This window comes from Streptomyces sp. E2N166 (assembly GCF_003671715.1).
GTDB classification, from domain to species: domain Bacteria; phylum Actinomycetota; class Actinomycetes; order Streptomycetales; family Streptomycetaceae; genus Streptomyces; species Streptomyces thinghirensis.
Window position 1 is genome coordinate 582,221 of sequence record NZ_RAIF01000012.1, and the last position, 318, is coordinate 582,538.

At 76.1% G+C, this 318-nt stretch carries 1 protein-coding gene; it reads right to left on the minus strand.

The genetic code is table 11. From position 1 onward, the window contains the following. Window positions 1-318 (minus strand): MaoC family dehydratase (locus tag EBH09_RS38750; protein ID WP_238697304.1); only part of this gene is annotated, 318 nt, incomplete at both ends.

A 318-nucleotide genomic window follows, 5' to 3' on the forward strand; every position in this document is an offset into this window, starting at 1 on the left:
CGGACCGCCACATGCGCACCCGCAGCGTCTCCCCGGGATACACGACCCCGGCGAACCGCGTGCGGTACTCGCGCACCCGGGTCACGTCACCGTCCAGCAGCGTGTCGACGACCGCCTTGAGCGTGCCGCCGTAGGTGCACAGCCCGTGCAGGACGGGCCGGTCGAAGCCGGCGCGCGCCGCGAACTCCGGGTCGGCGTGCAGGGGGTTCCAGTCGCCGGAAAGCCGGTAGAGCAGGGCCTGGTCCTCGCGTACGGGGCGCTCGACCACGTGGTCGGGCGGCTCGGCGGGCGGCGGCGCCGGGCGCCCGGACGGTCCCC